Origin of the sequence: Leisingera thetidis (assembly GCF_025857195.1) — a bacterium.
GTDB classification, from domain to species: Bacteria; Pseudomonadota; Alphaproteobacteria; order Rhodobacterales; family Rhodobacteraceae; genus Leisingera; species Leisingera thetidis.
Window position 1 is genome coordinate 908,355 of record NZ_CP109787.1, and the last position, 14,300, is coordinate 922,654.

Below are 14,300 nucleotides of genomic sequence, written 5' to 3' on the forward strand. Positions count from 1 at the left end.
ACCCCCGTTTCAAACCGCTCAGGCGGCTTCTGCTTCACTCCGGCCCAGCTCATGCAGCGATGCTGCGAGCTTGGCGATTTCCTTGCGCAAGGGGTTCTTCGCCGCCGAAATGGCCAGCGGCAGCCCGTGGTCGCAGCTCTGCAGAACCGGCTTGCCGCCATCGGGCAGCTGCAGGTCGATCGAGATGCTCAGGGATTCCGCCATCCGTTTGACCCGGCTTTTCCCCGTGAGATCGGTGAATTTCGGTGCCCGGTTCAGGGCAAAGCGCAGCTTTTCGAACGGCAGGTCCTCGGACTGCAGCGCCCGCTTCATGCGCAAGGCGTTCTGGGCGGAGCGCATGTCCAGTTCGATCATCGCAAAATAGACATGGGCCAGGCTCAGCACCGTTTCGGACCATTGCACCAGTGTGTGCGGCATGTCGACAACGACAAAATCGAAGTGGCTGCGCGCCATCTCAATCACCCGGGTGATGTCTTCGGGCGACAAGAGGTCCAGCGGCACCATTTCGGCCGGGGCAGTCAGAACCTGCAGCTTTTCCTGGAACGGCAGCAGCGCCTGGCCGAACAGATCCTCGTCGATGTTCTCGGATTCGCTGAGCATCTCCATCACCACCTCGCGGCGGGGCAGGTCAAGGTAGGTCGAGACCGAGCCATGCTGCAGATCCAGATCCAGCAGGCAGACGCTGGGCTCGTCCCGCTCGCTGAGCGCGGCAAGCTCCCAGGCGAGGTTGACCGCCATGGTGGTGGAGCCGGTGCCGCCGGCCAGCCCGTGGCAGACGACCACCGCGCCTTCGCGCTGGCTGCCGGACTGCAGCTGATGCGGGTTCTGTTCTGCCGCGGGTTTCGGTGCCTGCAGCCGTTCGATGGCGGCCTGCAGTTCCTGCTCGGGCAGCGGGTAGGGGACAAACTCATCCGCGCCCTGGCGCAGCAGCGTGTGCAATGCGGCCGGGGTCACGTCCTCGGCAATCAGGATCACCTTGATGCCGCGGGCCTTGGCCTGGGTGATGATTTCGCCCATCAGCGGCAGATCGCCCTCGTCGGCGCTGTCGATGGCCAGGGCAACAAACTGCAGCGGTTCAGCTTCGGTCTGACTGAAGAAGGCCAGCGCCTCGGTGAAGCCCAGATCTCCCCAGGCCTCTCCCAAAGCGGATTCCATGTCCTCGATCAGGAGGTCGAAGTTCTGCACGTCGCGGCTGATTGTACAGGCAACAATTGCAGGTGTTTCTGTTTGCGGCATACCGCTGCTCATCGCCATCATCCTTGTTCACATGGGCGGACCGGGCCATGGGCACAGTCCGCCTCTTGGAAACAATGTCGGTGGCAATCTAGGCGATATTGGGGCCAAAAATCCCCAAATATGGGGAATTGTTGCTATTTCGTAACTGCGGTACGGCGCGATCCGCCTACTGCAGCGAGCGCTCCAGGGCCTTCTGTTCCGTCAGCGTGGTGCCCGGAATCGCGCTTTCCAGATATTCGCGGTAGATGATCTGGGCATATTTGCCGTCGAGCACCGACGGGTGGCGCTTGAGGAAGCCGCTTACCTCGGTCACCGTCCGGCGGTTGCGGCGTTCGCGCTCGGGCGTCGGGATCAGCGGCTGGGTCTCGCCGTGGGACACCACAGCTTCCAGCCGGCTGCGGCTGATGCCGCGTGACACCAGGTAGTTGACCGCCGCGCGGGCCCGGCGCAGGCCGAGGGCCTTGTTGTAGGCGTTGCTGCCCACTGCGTCGGTGTGGCCGAAGACCCGGAAACGCACTTCGGGGAACTGCTTGATCCAATGTGCCTGCTGGTCCAGCACCGTGCGGGCCGCCTGATCCAGCCCGGCGCTGTCAAAGTCGAAATTGATCGTTGCGGGCACTTCCTTGGCGAACCGGCTGGCCAGCTGGATGGCAAAGCTGCGCTCGCCGCTCATCACCGCCGCGTTGTTGAGGGTCGCCTCGCCAAAGGTGCCCTGGCGGTTCAGTTCGCGCCCGGCTTCCTTCTCGCAGGCGGCTGCGGTCAGGAGAAGGCCGAGAATTGCAGCGGTTCTGATCATCTGTGCCACTCCTTGTCAGTCCAGCACGTAGCCGTAAGAGCCGTTGAAATCCTGCTTGGCCACTTCGGCAGCCGGGCCGTTCTTGGTGCGGGAGGTGCGCCCGAACAGGAACAGGTCCTTTTCGCTCGGCGGTGCCACCCGGTCGGTCGGCAGCGTCAGCGCCTCGCCGCGGGTCGGGGTCACCAGATGGGCGCTGATGATGATCACCAGCTCGGTCTGCTCGCGCTGGTAATCGGCGCTGCGGAACAGCGCACCCAGCACCGGCACATCGCCCAGCCAGGGCAGCTGCGAGGAGTTGTCGAGGAATTCGTCGCGGATCAGCCCGGCAATGGCAAAGCTCTCGCCGTCGCGCATTTCCACGGTGGTGGAGGTTTCCCGGCGCGAGAAGGCGTCAATGGTGAGGCCTGCCAGCTCCAGCGAGTTGGAGGGGTCGATGGCCGACACCGCCGCGTTCAGTTCCAGATTGATCAGATCGCCGTCAATCACCCGCGGAATGAAGTTCAGCTCGATACCGAAGGGTTTGAACTCAACGGTGATGACGCCGTCTTCCTGCGCCACCGGAACCGGGTATTCGCCGCCGGCCAGGAACTTGGCCTCCTGCCCCGACAGGGCGGAGAGGTTGGGTTCTGCCAGTGTGCGCACGACCCCTTTCTGCTCCAGCGCTTCCAGCAGCAGGCTGACCTGCACGGAACCCGCGTTGAAGCCGAACAGGAAGGCGCCGGTGTTTTCATTGGCGGCCGGGATATTGCCCGCCAGCGAATTGGCCAGCGCGCCGGAGGTGTTCAGGGTGTTGTAGCCGCCGGTGCGGCCGTTGCCGGTGCCGCCGTTGAAGCCCAGCGAGGCGCTCAGCGATTTCGAGACCGAGCGCTGCATTTCGGCAAAGCGGACCTTGAGCATCACCTGCTGCACGCCGCCCACCGACATCAGGTTGCTGACCCGTTCGGGCGCGTAGCGTTCCGCGAGGTCCAGCGCCCGCTGCAGCCGTGCCGAACTGGACACGGTGCCGGACAGCACGATGCCGTCATTGGCGGTGCGCACTTCGATCTTCTCGTTGGGCAGGATCTGGCGCAGGCGCTGCTTGAACTCGGTCACGTCCGCGGCGACCCGCACATCGACGTTGGTGATCAGCCGACCGGAGCCGTCGAGCAGCGTCAGCGTGGTCAGCCCCGGCGATTTGCCGAGCACATAGATGGTGCGGTCGGACAGCGACGAGATATCCGCAATGCTGGGGTTGGCGATGCTGAGCTCGGCAAAAGGCGTCTCGCTTTCCACTACCACAGCGCGGTTCATCGGCACGTCCAGCGTTGCCGCCGTGCCCTTTTTCACCACCCGCAAGGATTGCGCCGATGCCCCATCTGCTTGCGGCATGCCAATAAGCGATAGCCCCATCAAGGCCGCCGCCACGAACCGTCTCATTCCCATGTGACCTGCCTTTCCGATCACGCCTCAAAATCCGGGTCTTCTTGCCCGCTCTTTCAGGCACTGTGGTGCAGATCCCGAATTATTGCAAGAATCAATGGCTTCCGGGCTGTTCCTGCACAGGCGCCATTGTGGGGCCTGCGCAACAGGCACTTCAGCCGCCCCTTGCTGAAAAGAGACGGCTGAACCATGTAACGGTCTGTGCGGAAATGGATTTCCTAGTTGGCGCAGGGGATCGGGATTGCTACAACTTCGGCTCCGCGCCGGGTCCGGATTGTGCAGACCTTTTCCTGTTCCACCTCTTGCGGCGCTTCGAGGGCGCCCAGACCCAGCAATGTGCGCTGGTCCACTTCGACCATGGTTGCGATGGTGTCATCCCCGGCACCGACCAGCGCCAGCGACAACCGGCCGGTGGTCTGCGCCTGGGCCAGTGCGGCCACCTGCACGGGCTTGGCCGCAACGGTGACGGTGCGGGCAATAACGGCTTCATTGATGTCGCCGCCCGCACTCTGGTCGACGGCCACCAGCTCCACATTGGTTTCGATCAGGCGGGTGACCTCGCCGCGGGCGCTGCCGGCGCCGGGCATCATGCCGGTCCAGTAGACGTCCACCTTGTCGCCAGGGCGCAGGAAGCCCGAGACGCCGGACGACACGTCGACCTTGATGGCAAAGGCGCGCATGCCGCGCTGCAGCCGCGAGGTGATGCCCGCGTCCTCGCCCGGGGCGGTGACCTTGATGGCCATGATGGCCTCATCGGCCTCCATGGCGCGCAGCACCACGCGCAGCTTGTCGCCCTCATGCGGCGGGAAAAGGGCCTCGAGGGAGGTGAAGGCCCCCTCCGGAATTGCGTTTTCCGGCCAGCGCACGGCGCGGACCGCGTCCTTGGCCAGCCGCTCGCCGTATTTCAGGGCCTTGGTGGCGACAAAGACATCCACCGTCGGCACCGCTTCGGCGCGGGCGGCGCGTTCGCGCGCCAATTCATTCTGGTAGGCCGAGATATAGTTCTTGGCCATCATCACGGCGCCGCCTGCGAGGGCGACACCGACAATCAGCACAAGTCCGAAAACTGCACGCATTGTGTTACCTCTCATCAACTGGAGCCGGCGTTCTGCGGGGCAGAACCGGCTGCAGGATTATTCAAAGCGCTGCGGGGCCGACGGCCTTTTGCCGGTCAGCCGCAAGGCCTGGGACCGGCCGGGCTGTGAACAGCCGTTTCCGTCGGCGTCAGCCGAAAGACCAATTGGACATATAGGCGGCTATCGCCTCTGCCGCGCCCAGGGCGCCATCTTCCATGGCGGCCGCAATCAGAGCAGCCATTCCGACGATTGCAGCGCACAAAACAACCCAATCGACGGTTACTGCACCGTCATCGTTTGCAACATATGACCGTAGCTTTTTCATGTTCTGAACCTCGCTGCCAAAACGATTTCGGGGGCAGGGGCGGCACCGGCAGATCCCGGTGCCGCTTGCGATCTTAGCCCGCGGTTAGGTCGGTGCCTGATCGGACAGGAAGTCGCCGGTGCTGCTGGTCAGGTCCGAAGCGCCGTCTTCGATGGCGGTGTAGACAACACCTGCCAGAGCGGCAACCGCGGCGGTCAGCACAACCCAGTCGACAGTCACGGCGCCGGATTCGTCTTTGCGGAAGTTTTTGAAGAATTTGATCATCGTTTGGTCCCTCCAAAGGAAACTGGAATATTTCAATCTGCCCCGCCGGGGGATCTGGCCAGCTCTCTCCTTCTGGCCTGCCCGCCGGGTGATAAGCCTATTAAGCTTTGTGAATGGGGCGTTAATGGGGCGTAATCCTGTGTTTTTCGCCCTAAAGCGAGGAAAGGGAAGGTTTCTAATATCCAATTGATTATAAATGATAAAACAGTTCCCGGCGGGTTGCTTTTGAGGTGTTCCCGGGGTGCGGCTGCACATTGGCATGGCCGCCCTGGCGACTCGCCGGCCAGCAGTCAGGGAAACGGCCGGATCTTTGCAACGAGGAATGCAGCTGCGTGCAACAGAAAAGGCCGCCCACGTCGGGGCGGCCTGGCAAGCGGCAGTAGGAAACCGCTTTCGCGTTATCAGGTCGGGGCCTGATCGGACAGGAAGTCGCCGGTGCTGCTGGTCAGGTCCGAAGCGCCGTCTTCGATGGCGGTGTAGACAACACCTGCCAGAGCAGCAACCGCGGCGGTCAGCACAACCCAGTCGACAGTCACGGCGCCGGATTCGTCTTTGCGGAAGTTTTTGAAGAATTTGATCATGGTTTGGTCCCTCCAAAGGATCTCAGAATTTGCACTATCCTGCCATCTCGCCAGGGTCCGCTCTCTCACCTGCTTGACCACTGTCCGGCTTGGATGAGTTCATATAGCCAGTGCAGCGTGGCAGGATTTGGGCTGAAAGCCGGAAATCGCCGCCCAATTTTTACTTTTCGGCAAGAAACGCCTCACTCTGTTGATTCTGCTGGATTAATTTTCTATTACCCTGTGCCGCCCCGTGGCATTTCCGCGCCAGCTGAGGGGAAATATGGCGAATGCGCCAGATTCTGGGGCGGAAAAGCTGGCTTTCAGGGACCAAGTCTCCGAGTCTGATGAAAACTGAAACCGCAGGCAGACCGAGCAATGGCTTTCCGAAACGCAGTTCTGGCACTGGCAGCCGGTGCTATGCCATTGGCTGCCTTGGGGCAGGAGGCTCCGCCGAAACCCTTTCCCCAGTTCGAGGCAAAGCGGATCAAGCCGCCGGCTCCCGGAACCGGCAACCGCATTACCGTGCAGATCGAGCCGGAACCGGAGACTGCCGCGCTGCCGCTGGACACGCCCGGAAAAGAAGCCGTGCCGGCGGCCGGCCGCTATGGCTGGTTCTGGGACAAGATCGCGCCTGGACTCGAGAACGCCGGTCCCGGCCGTCTGGACGATGCGTTGCAGGCGCTGACCGGGGCCAAGAATCCGGCAGCGCCGCGGCTGCAGCTGATGCAGGAGATCGCCCAACAGCGCGGCGTGCAGATACTGACCGAAAGCGCCGGCACCAATGTGTCGCCTGCGCTGGTACTGGCGGTGATTGCCATCGAATCCGCAGGCCGGGCGGACGCAACCAGTGCGGCCGGCGCCCAAGGCCTGATGCAGCTGATGCCCGACACGGCCGCGCGCTTCGGGGTGACGGATGCCCTGGAGGCGCAGCAGAACATTTCCGGCGGCATCCGGTATCTCGATTGGCTGATGGGCGAATTCGGCGGCGATCCGATGCTGGTGCTGGCAGGCTATAACGCGGGCGAAGGCGCGGTGCGCAGCCACAAGGGGGTGCCGCCCTTTGCCGAGACGCGCGATTACGTGCCGAAGGTTCTGGCGGCCTATAATGTGGCGCGCGGCCTGTGCATGACACCGCCTCAACTGATCTCGGACGGTTGTGTCTTCCGGGTGATGAAATAGGGCCGCAACCAGCCTGCCAACTTCTTGATATCATGTTTTTCCGGTAAATTTCCGCTGTCACCGCCGGCGGACCATTTTTTCGCCTGAATCGGCTGGTTTCTGGCGGGTATTCACAGGTTTTAAGCCATTGGAGGCAGATTTTGGATATAGGTATTGATCCGGCGGCAGTGGCCGCGGGTTCGCAGGAGATGACCGGCAATATTGCCCTGATCGGAACCATCGCATTTGTTGGGTTTTTCGGGCGGATGGTCTTTGTTGCCTTTGCGCCGGGACTTGCAAAGGCCAACCCGTTCCGGAACTTCTCGGGGACCGGTTTCATCCTGCTGGCGGCGGCGCTGTTTGCCGGCGGGCTTTATGCCTCGGGCAAGATGACCAAGGCCACGGTCCTGTTCAAGCGCAACCTGGTCGATCCGGTCGTTGTCACCTGGCTGGGCCGCGACAGCTGCGATCCGGCCAGCGGCAGCTATTGCGTCGTGGTATTCGAGGACGGGCAGGAGAAGGTTGTCAACTGGTACGACAAGCGCGTGTATATGTATGAAATCGTCAACCCGCCGGAAGGCGCCGTGTGGCACACGCTTCGGCCTCAGCCCAGGCCAGGGTTTGCCGCAGGGGTTTGAGCCGCAAAAAAAGGCCCGCCTGAGAACGGGCGGGCCTATTCCTGTTTCGGAAAGTGAACAGGATCAGTCCACGATCGTGGCCAGGGTCGACGCGCGCAGCTCGTCCTCGCTGACGCCCTCGGCCAGCTCGACGATCTTCAGCCCGCCGTCCACAACATCCAGAACGCCCAGGTTGGTGATGATCCGGTCGACCACGCCCTTGCCGGTCAGCGGCAGGGTGCAGTCTTTCAGCACCTTGCTGTCGCCGTGCTTGTTGGTGTGGTCCATCACCACCACCACGCGGCCGACGCCGGCCACCAGATCCATGGCGCCGCCCATGCCCTTGACCAGCTTGCCGGGGATCATCCAATTCGCCAGATCGCCGTTCTCCGCGACTTCCATCGCGCCCAGAATCGCCATGGCAATCTTGCCGCCGCGGATCATCGCAAAGGACTGTGCCGAGTCGAAATAGGCGGTCTGCGGCAGTTCGGTGATGGTCTGCTTGCCCGCGTTGATCAGGTCGGCATCCTCTTCGCCCTCATAGGGGAAGGGGCCCATGCCCAGCATGCCGTTCTCCGATTGCAGGGTGACTTCCACACCTTCGGGGATGTAGTTGGAGACCAGCGTCGGGATGCCGATGCCCAGATTCACATACCAGCCGTCCTGCAGTTCCTGCGCGGCGCGTGCCGCCATCTGATTGCGGTCCCAAGGCATTATGCTTGCTCCTTCTGACGGACGGTGCGCTGTTCGATGCGTTTCTCGTGCTGCCCTTGAATGATCCGGTGGACATAGATGCCGGGCAGGTGGATCGAATCCGGGTCCAGCGAACCGGTCGGCACGATCTCTTCCACTTCCACAACGCAGACCTTGCCGCAGGTCGCGGCCGGCGCGTTGAAATTGCGCGCAGTCTTGCGGAACACCAGGTTGCCGGTCTCGTCTGCTTTCCAGGCCTTCACGATGGCGAGGTCGGCAAAAATGCCTTCTTCCATGATGTAGTCCTGCATCGCGCCGTCCGGACCGGTGGGGAACTGCTTTTCAAGCTTGCCCTCGGCAATCACGGTGCCCACGCCGGTCTTGGTGAAAAAGCCCGGGATGCCCGCGCCGCCTGCGCGCATGCGCTCGGCCAGGGTGCCCTGCGGGTTGAACTCCAGCTCCAGTTCGCCGCTCAGATACTGGCGCATGAATTCCGCATTCTCGCCCACGTAGGACGAGATCATCTTCTTCACCTGCCGGGTCTGCAGCAGGATGCCGATACCGAAATCATCCACACCCGCATTGTTGGAGGCAAAGGTCAGATCCTTGGTGCCTGCGTCCTTGATCGCCTGCAGGAGGAGTTCGGGAATGCCGCAGAGGCCAAAGCCGCCCGCGGCAATGAACATGCCGTCGTGAAGCAGCCCGTCGAGCGCTTCAGCGGCGCTGGAATATACCTTCTTCATGGAGTTCTCCCAACAACTACCGTTTGGATGTGGTTCTGACGCCGGGGCGGGCACAAGTCAACGATACGGAGAAGTTTGCGTATTTCTACTGAGCGCCAGGCAGCCGGTGCGGAACGGCGGCCTGGCGGGTATTTGGCGGTCTCACGAGGGCAGGGCGTCTTCGGCATATTGCGCCGCGAACTCCGCGCCGGGCGGGATCGGGGTGATCACGTCGATCAGCACGCCATTCGGGTCCGCGGTGATGAAGTGCCGTTGGCCAAAGGCCTCGTCGGTGAGCGGCTTCAGCACCGGCAGGCCAGCGCCAGTCAGCCGGGTGTATTCGGCGGCGGCGTCCGCCACCTCGAAATTCAGGATTACGCCGGCGCTGTTGCCGCGCCCGGCTTCGGGGATCGTCTCATGGCTGCCGTCCAGAATGGCCAGGTTCACGGCGGGATCGGCGGCAGACTGAAGATGCACATACCAGTCAGAGTCAAACGCCGGCCGGAACCCAAAATGGGTTTGGTAAAAGGCGGCGGTGCCCGCGACGTCGCTGGTCTGCAGTACCGGGTAGTATTGGGTCACTTTCATGTTGCACCTCTCCTGAAAAGCATACAGTCTGTATGTATGTGAAATTAAACATACAGGCTGCATGTATGCAAGAGGAAAATGCCCCCGTTTCAAATGCCGCGCGCCGCGCGGCCATGCGCGAGCGGCTGATCGCCGCTGCCCGGATCCTGTTCGCAGAAAAAGGCTACGCAGAGACATCGACACCCGAAATCGTCAGGGCGGCGGATGTCACCCGCGGCGCGCTCTATCACCATTTTGATGGCAAGGAGGCGCTGTTCCGCGCCGTTGCCGAGGCTGAGGCCCAAGCGGTTACCCAAGCGATTGAGGCTGCGGCTCAGATGCCGGGCGGGGAGGGGCTGGAGGCCGGCAGCCGGGCGTTTTTCGGCGCAATGGCCGTGCCGGGACGCGCGCGCATATTGCTCGTGGACGGGCCGGCCGTGCTGGGCGCCGCCGTTATGGACGGCATTGATGCGGGCGGGGGGCGCGGCGCCTTGCGGGCCGGGCTGGCGGCTGCCGGCACCGGTCTTGATGCGGCCGCGCTCGATGCCCTGGCGGTGGTGTTGTCGGCGGCCTTTGACAGGGGCGCGCTTGCCATTGCCGAAGGCGCAGCTGCTGCGCCCTTTGAGGCGGCGATGGCGGCACTGATGCGCGCCGCCATCCGCCCGATGCCTTAGGTCGAGGCTTTCTTGGCGGCGGCCTTCTTCTTGGGCGCTGCCTTTTTCTTGCCGCCCTTGGCGGATTTCTCGGCAATCAGCTGCACCGCCATCTCCATGGTCACGTCCTTCGGCTCCACGTCCTTGGGCAGGGTGGCGTTCACCTTCTCCCATTTGACATACGGCCCGTAGCGCCCGTCCATGATGTTGATGGCGCCGCCGCTGTCCGGGTGGTCGCCCAGTTCCTTCAGCGGCTTGGCAGCGGCCCGGCTGCCGCGGCGGCCCGGGTTGGCGCGTTTTTCCGCCAGCAGCTCCACCGCCCGGTTCATGCCGATTTCAAAGACGTCATTGGGGTCCTTGAGGTTGGCATAGACCGGCTTTTCCTCTTCCGGCAGCTGGTGCATCAGGTAGGGGCCGAAGCGGCCGAAGTTGGAGGAGATCACACCGCCCTCGGGATGCTCGCCGATCTGGCGCGGCAGGCTCAGCAGCGTCAGCGCCTTTTCGAGGTCCATGTCGTCCTTGTTCCAGCCCTTGGGCAGGCTGGCGCGCGGCGGCTTCTTGTTCTCGGGCGTTGCCTCTCCGCGCTGCACATAGGGGCCGAAGCGGCCGGATTTCAGGTGGATCTCATCCTCGCCGTCCATGCCCAGCAGGCGCTCGTCGCCATCGGCGCCTTCGCCGGCGATCGGCCGGGTGTAGGTGCATTCCGGATAGTTGCCGCAGCCGACAAATCCGCCGGTGCGCGAGGTCTTCAGATGCAGCTGGCCCTGGCCGCATTTCGGGCAGATCCGCGGGTCGGTGCCGTCTTCGCGGGGCGGATACAGCTGCGGTGCAAGTGCGGCGTCCAGCACGTCCAGCACCTCGGTAATGCGCAGCTCGGAGGTTTCGGCAATGGCGGCGGAGAAATCGCGCCAGAACCGGCCCAGGATATCCTTGTAGTCGCGCTCGCCTGCGCTCACGTCGTCGAGTTCTTCCTCCAGGTTGGCGGTGAACTCGTAACCGACGTATTTGCGGAAGAAGTTCAGGAGGAAGATGGTGACGATCCGGCCCTTGTCCTCGGGGAACAGGCGGTTCTTTTCCTTGCGGACATATTCGCGGTCCTGGATCGTGGTGATCACTGACGCATAGGTCGAGGGGCGGCCGATGCCCAGCTCTTCCATCCGCTTGACCAGCGTTGCCTCGGTATAACGCGGCGGCGGCTGGGTGTGGTGCTGCAGGGCCAGCACGGCGCCGTCCTGGGACAGCACAGATGCCTCCTTGCCCGCCTTCTCGGCCTGCGCCGCCAGGGAGGAGGCAAACTTCAGCGCTTCGCCTTCCATGATCTGCGGCAGGCGCTTGTCGTCCTCGTCAGCAACATCATCGCGGCCTTCTTCATAGACGCGCATGAAGCCGTCGAACAGCATCACCTGGCCGGTGGCGCGCAGCACGACCTGCTGGTCATCGGAGCCGATGTCGACGGTGGTGCGCTCCAGCCGCGCGCCTTCCATCTGGCAGGACAGGGTGCGCTTCCAGATCAGGTCATAGAGCTTGCGCTGGTCGTCGTCCGTCACCTTCAGCGCCTTGGCATCGCGGCTCATGTCGGTGGGGCGGATGCATTCGTGCGCTTCCTGGGCGTTCTTCGCCTTGTTCTTGTAGATCCGCGGGCTGGAGGGGACATATTCGGCGCCATAGCGCTTTTCGATCTCGGCGCGGGCCTCCTGCACGGCCTCCGGCGCCATGTCGATGCCGTCGGTCCGCATATAGGTGATGTAGCCGGCTTCATAAAGCCGCTGGGCCGCGTTCATCGTCTGGCGCGCGCCCATGCCGAACTTGCGGCTGGCCTCCTGCTGCAGGGTGGACGTCATGAAGGGGGCAGAGGGGTTGCGCGCCGCAGGCTTGGCCTCGACCGACAGCACCTTGAGTTTGCGCGAGGCAACCGCCTGCACCGCCAGCTCGGCGGCGGTGGAGGTCTTGAGGCTGTACTTGTCGAGCTTTTCACCGCCCAGCACCGTCAGACGGGCTTCGAATTCCTGGCCGCGCGGGGTCGCCAGCTGGGCTCGGACAGACCAGTATTCCTGCGGGTTGAAGGCCTCGATCTCCATCTCGCGCTCGACGATCAGACGCAGGCAGACCGACTGTACCCGCCCGGCGGAGCGCGCGCCGGGCAGCTTGCGCCACAAGACCGGCGACAAGTTGAAGCCCACCAGATAGTCCAGCGCGCGGCGGGCCAGATAGGCCTCCACCAGCGGCATGTCGACCTGGCGCGGGTTCTGCATCGCCTCGGTCACGGCTTCCTTGGTGATCGCGTTGAAGGTCACCCGGCTGACCGCGGTGTCCTTCTTGATCGAGCGGCGCTTGGTCAGCGCCTCCTGCAGGTGCCAGCTGATCGCCTCTCCCTCGCGGTCGGGGTCGGTGGCGAGAATCAGCGCATTGTCGTCTTTCAGCGCGTCGGCAATCGCCTTGACGTGCTTGCGGGAATCATTGCCGACCTCCCAGGTCATGCCGAAATCCGCCTCCGGATCGACCGAGCCATCCTTGGCCGGCAGATCGCGCACATGCCCGTAAGACGCCAGAACCGTATAGTCAGAGCCAAGATACTTATTGATTGTTTTTGCTTTGGCCGGGGATTCGACAACAACTACTGGCATAAATTCTGATACCTCTTCGGACCGCTTCATCGGGTTCTATGGCGGGGCAGGATGTGGGGCGCAAGGGGAGAATGTCAATCCGGGTGCATTGGACGCGGCGCGAAGCGGGCCGTTTGCTGTGGCGCTGCGGCGGTCGTTGGCGCCGGTCAGCGGCGGGCCGCCCTGGCCGGTTCCACCGGGGCAGGGCGCAGGGATTCAGTCATCGGCTTCCCGAAGGGCCTTGGACAGAAACCCGCCCGGCTGGCGGCGGATTGCGCCTTCCAGCTCCAGATCTGTCAGGGCCGGGGCCAGCTGCTGCGGCGGCAGGGAGAGATCGCGCAGCAGGTCGGTTTCGGGTGTGGGAGTGGGACCGAGCCTGCCGAGGATCTGCTGATGCAGGGCATGAGTCTGCGCCAGGCTGCGCCGCTCGGGCGGCGGCGGGGGCAGGTCTGCCAGGGCCTGCGGCAGGCTTCGCGATGAACGGGCCGCCGGGGCAGGGTCATGCGGCGGCAGCGCCTCCAGCACATCGGCGGCATTGCGGATCAGCAGGGCGCCATCGCGGATCAGCCGGTTGCAGCCGGAACTGCGGGCATCGAACGGGTGGCCGGGCACCGCCAGCACCTCGCGCCCGTAATCAAGCGCGTCCCGGGCGGTGATCAGGCTGCCGGATTTCGCCGCCGCCTCCACCACCACGACGGCGCGGGACATGCCGGCGATGATGCGGTTGCGCTTGGGGAAGTCGCGGGCCCGGGGCGTTTGGCCCAGCGGCTGTTCCGACAGCCGCAGTCCGGTTTCAGAAATTTCCTGTGCCAGCCGCGCGTTTTCCGCCGGGTAAACCACATCGGCGCCGCCAGCCAGCACCGCAATTGTTCCGGTTTCCAACGCCGCCTGGTGGGCCGCAGTGTCCACGCCGCGGGCCATGCCGGAGACCACGGCACATCCCGCCTCGCCCAGGTTCTGCGCCAGCGACCTGGCCATGCGCAGGCCGAGGGAGGACGCATTGCGTGCCCCGACGAGGGAAACCATCGGACGCGCCAGCACGGCAAGATCGCCGATCGCCCACAGTAGCGGAGGCGCATCCTTCAAGCCGGCAAGAAGATCGGGGTATTCAGGGTCCAGAATGCACAAAAGCCGCGCTTTTGCGGCTTTTGCGGCCTTAATTTCGGCGTCCACCGCTTCGACGGGGCATGTTTCATACCCTTTAATGCCTGCGGAGCGTGCCACTTCGGGCAACGCATCCAGCGCATTCTGCGCTGAACCGTATTCGGCGAGCAGGCGGTGAAACGTCACCGGACCGACCCGCTTGGAGCGCAAAAGGCGAAGCCAGGAATACCGGGTATCTTCCGTGGTGGGTGGGAGTGGGGGGTGAGTGGAAGAATGTGCTTCTTCGGTCATCCGCAGCTCCGCCTGTTTGCAGAACCAGAATTAACCTTAAGGGGGTTAACAGGTGGTGAACGCGGAGCGGTTTTTTGGAGATCCTTCGAAAATTGTCCGAAGTTGCCATGCTGGCCGAAAAAATGCCGCCCTTCCAATATGTTGCTCGAAGCGGTTCGTTGCAATCCGGGCCGGAAACACTGTTTTGCGGCCCGGAAAATCATGGCTGAGACA

Annotated in this window: 14 protein-coding genes; 3 read left to right on the top strand and 11 right to left on the bottom strand. The window is 63.4% G+C overall.

What is annotated here, in order from left to right:
* Positions 1-18 precede the first annotated feature (18 nt).
* The 6 genes from OKQ63_RS04270 to OKQ63_RS04295 form a co-directional block, all read right to left on the bottom strand.
* On the bottom strand, positions 19-1,248 hold the full coding sequence (locus tag OKQ63_RS04270; RefSeq protein WP_264212729.1) for a CpaE/TadZ family protein: 1,230 nt from the start codon (positions 1,246-1,248) through the stop codon (positions 19-21).
* A 154-nt stretch (positions 1,249-1,402) separates the two neighbouring features.
* On the bottom strand, positions 1,403-2,032 hold the full coding sequence (locus tag OKQ63_RS04275) for an OmpA family protein (RefSeq protein ID WP_264212730.1): 630 nt from the start codon (positions 2,030-2,032) through the stop codon (positions 1,403-1,405).
* A 15-nt stretch (positions 2,033-2,047) separates the two neighbouring features.
* Entirely contained in the window at positions 2,048-3,454 is a 1,407-nt protein-coding gene (locus OKQ63_RS04280) for a type II and III secretion system protein family protein (protein ID WP_264212731.1), read from the bottom strand.
* A 215-nt stretch (positions 3,455-3,669) separates the two neighbouring features.
* On the bottom strand, positions 3,670-4,527 hold the full coding sequence (cpaB, locus tag OKQ63_RS04285; protein ID WP_264212732.1) for a Flp pilus assembly protein CpaB: 858 nt from the start codon (positions 4,525-4,527) through the stop codon (positions 3,670-3,672).
* Between the two features lie 409 nt (positions 4,528-4,936).
* A complete protein-coding gene (locus OKQ63_RS04290) occupies positions 4,937-5,116 on the bottom strand; it encodes a hypothetical protein (protein ID WP_264212733.1) in 180 nt (59 codons plus the stop codon).
* Between the two features lie 401 nt (positions 5,117-5,517).
* Complete coding sequence (locus tag OKQ63_RS04295) at positions 5,518-5,697, bottom strand: hypothetical protein (RefSeq protein ID WP_264212733.1); 180 nt, start codon at positions 5,695-5,697, stop codon at positions 5,518-5,520.
* A 357-nt stretch (positions 5,698-6,054) separates the two neighbouring features.
* Here OKQ63_RS04295 and OKQ63_RS04300 point away from each other — a divergent pair, with 357 nt between their 5' ends.
* Both OKQ63_RS04300 and OKQ63_RS04305 read left to right on the top strand, forming a co-directional pair.
* Positions 6,055-6,858 carry a lytic transglycosylase domain-containing protein gene (locus OKQ63_RS04300; RefSeq protein ID WP_264212734.1) on the top strand — a complete coding sequence of 268 codons (804 nt, stop codon included), beginning with the start codon at positions 6,055-6,057 and terminating at the stop codon, positions 6,856-6,858.
* A 140-nt stretch (positions 6,859-6,998) separates the two neighbouring features.
* A complete protein-coding gene (locus tag OKQ63_RS04305) occupies positions 6,999-7,475 on the top strand; it encodes a hypothetical protein (RefSeq protein ID WP_264212735.1) in 477 nt (158 codons plus the stop codon).
* A 63-nt stretch (positions 7,476-7,538) separates the two neighbouring features.
* Here OKQ63_RS04305 and OKQ63_RS04310 read toward each other — a convergent pair whose 3' ends face one another.
* From OKQ63_RS04310 to OKQ63_RS04320, 3 genes are all read right to left on the bottom strand, one after another.
* Positions 7,539-8,168, bottom strand: coding sequence for a 3-oxoacid CoA-transferase subunit B (locus OKQ63_RS04310; RefSeq protein WP_264212736.1), 630 nt, complete (start codon positions 8,166-8,168; stop codon positions 7,539-7,541).
* Positions 8,168-8,890, bottom strand: coding sequence for a CoA transferase subunit A (locus tag OKQ63_RS04315; RefSeq protein ID WP_264212737.1), 723 nt, complete (start codon positions 8,888-8,890; stop codon positions 8,168-8,170). The genes OKQ63_RS04310 and OKQ63_RS04315 overlap by 1 nt, the downstream gene beginning before the upstream one ends.
* Positions 8,891-9,031: 141 nt before the next feature.
* Positions 9,032-9,457, bottom strand: a complete 426-nt coding sequence (locus OKQ63_RS04320; protein WP_264212738.1) for a VOC family protein — start codon at positions 9,455-9,457, stop codon at positions 9,032-9,034.
* Between the two features lie 32 nt (positions 9,458-9,489).
* Between OKQ63_RS04320 and OKQ63_RS04325 the strand changes: the two genes are divergently transcribed.
* Positions 9,490-10,110, top strand: a complete 621-nt coding sequence (locus OKQ63_RS04325; protein WP_264212739.1) for a TetR/AcrR family transcriptional regulator — start codon at positions 9,490-9,492, stop codon at positions 10,108-10,110.
* On the opposite strand, the gene topA is transcribed toward OKQ63_RS04325, so the two are convergent.
* Together topA and dprA are read right to left on the bottom strand one after the other, a co-directional pair.
* Positions 10,107-12,713 (bottom strand): type I DNA topoisomerase, encoded by a 2,607-nt coding sequence (gene topA / locus OKQ63_RS04330; RefSeq protein ID WP_264212740.1) that lies wholly within the window; start codon positions 12,711-12,713, stop codon positions 10,107-10,109. The two genes, OKQ63_RS04325 and topA, sit on opposite strands and share 4 nt — an antisense overlap.
* A gap of 195 nt (positions 12,714-12,908) precedes the next feature.
* Entirely contained in the window at positions 12,909-14,087 is a 1,179-nt protein-coding gene (dprA, locus tag OKQ63_RS04335; protein ID WP_264212741.1) for a DNA-processing protein DprA, read from the bottom strand.
* Positions 14,088-14,300 lie beyond the last annotated feature (213 nt).